Genomic DNA, 2,039 nt, shown 5'->3' with positions numbered 1-2,039 from the left:
GTCGGTTCGCTGCGTCGCGACGAAGGCGGCATGGAGCGGCTCGTCACGTCGGTGGCGGAGGCGTTCGTCGGGGGCGCGGCCGTCGACTGGACGGCGGTGTTCAAGGGCACGGGCGCTCAACGCGTCGACCTGCCCACCTACGCCTTCCAGCACCAGCGGTACTGGCTCGAAGCCACGAAGACAGGGCCGCTCGGGCACGGCATGGCAGCCGACGACCGCACGGACGCGATCTTCTGGGACGCGGTCGAGCGTGAGGACGGCGAGGCGCTCGCGGCCACGCTCCGTGTCGACTCCGTAGAACAGCAGGAGTCCCTCGACGCCGTGCTGCCCGCCCTCGCGCAGTGGCGACGCCGGCAGCGCTCCGAATCGACCGTCGACGCGTGGCGTTACCGCGCGGTGTGGCGCCGTACGCCCGGCACGGCGGTTCCTTCCCTCGCGGGCACATGGCTCCTGGTCACCCCGGACGCGTACGGCACCGACCCGCTCGTGGCGGACGTACGGCGGGCACTGGAGGAACACGGCACCGACGTCGTCACCCTCCCCCTGAACGGCACCGATGCCGACCGCGCCGCGCTGGCACAGCGGCTGCGCGAGGCCACCGAGGGCCGCCCGCCCACGGGCGTGCTGTCGCTGCTGGCGCTGGACGAGACCCCGTACCCCGAGCACCCCGTCACCAGCACCGGCCTGGTTCTCACCCTGAGCCTGATCCAGGCCCTGGGCGACCTCGGCACCGGCGCCCGACTGTGGTGCGCCACGCGCGGCGCGGTGTCCACCGGCACCGCCGACCCGCTGACCGCCCCGGCACAGACCACGGTGTGGGGCATGGGCCGGGTCGCCGCCGTGGAGTACCCGGACAGCTGGGGTGGTCTGGTCGACCTGCCCGCGACACTGGACGGGCGGGCCCGCACCCGGCTCGCGGGCGTCCTGACCGGTGCCGACCCCGAGGACCAGCTGGCCGTCCGCGCCTCCGGGGTGATGCGGCGCCGACTGGAGCCCGCGCCACTGGGCGACAGCCGTCCCGCCCGCGCCTGGCAGCCGAGGGGCACGGTCCTCGTCACCGGCGGCACCGGCGCCCTCGGCACGCACCTCGCGCGATGGCTAGCCCGCAACGGGGCCGAACACCTCATCCTCACCAGCCGCCGCGGGCCTGCCGCACCCGGCGTGGACGCGCTGGTCGCCGAACTCGACGCGCTCGGCACCCGGGTCACCGTCACCGCCTGCGACGTCGCGGACCGAGACGCGGTGGCGGCCCTCCTCGCGGCGGTTCCGGAGGACCTCCCCCTCACCGCGGTCATCCACGGCGCCGCCTACATCGAGCTGGCCTCGCTGGCCGAGACGACGGCGGCCGAGTTCGCCGACGTCATGAACGCCAAGGCCGCGGGCGCGGCACACCTCGACGCGCTCCTGGGCGACACCCCGCTCGACGCGTTCGTCCTGTTCTCCTCCGTCTCCTCCGTATGGGGCGTCGGCGACCACGGTGCGTATGCGGCTGCCAACGCCTACCTCGACGCCCTCGCCGAACGCCGCCGGGCGAACGGCCTGACGGCCACGTCGGTGGCCTGGGGCGTGTGGGACGCCGTCGGCGACAACGCACCCGAGGCACTCGACCTCGACCAACTGCGCCGCCGTGGCCTGCGCTTCATGGACGTGGACCTCGGCATCGCCGCACTCCAGCAGACACTCGACCACGACCAGACGCACCTGGCGATCGCCGACATCGACTGGGAGAGCTTCATCCCGGTCTTCACCTCGGCCCGCCCCAGCCCCTTGCTGGCGGAGCTCCCCGAGGCGCGACGCATCCAGCAGGAGAGCACCGCCGCCCGGGACAACGCCGGCTCCGAGAGCGACGCGGCTTCCCCGCTCCGGCAGCGACTGGTCGCCCTGACACCCGGCGAACGCACCCACGCGGTCCTCGACCTCGTCCACGAGCAGGTCGCGGCCGTACTGGGACACGCCACCCCGGACACCCTCGACTCCGGACGGGCCTTCAAGGACCTCGGATTCGACTCGTTGACGGCGGTGGAGCTGCGCAACCGGCT

Annotated in this window: 1 protein-coding gene; it reads left to right on the top strand. The window is 73.9% G+C overall.

Annotated features, from left to right (window positions below):
* Window positions 1-30 precede the first annotated feature (30 nt).
* A partial coding sequence (locus tag GT045_RS01005; protein ID WP_161332985.1) for an SDR family NAD(P)-dependent oxidoreductase occupies window positions 31-2,039 on the top strand: 2,009 nt, incomplete at its 3' end.

The sequence above is a fragment of the Streptomyces sp. SID486 genome, from assembly GCF_009865385.1.
Classification (GTDB): domain Bacteria; phylum Actinomycetota; class Actinomycetes; order Streptomycetales; family Streptomycetaceae; genus Streptomyces.
The sequence above is the reverse complement of the archived record's forward strand: the minus strand, read 5'-3'. Positions and strand labels throughout refer to the sequence as shown.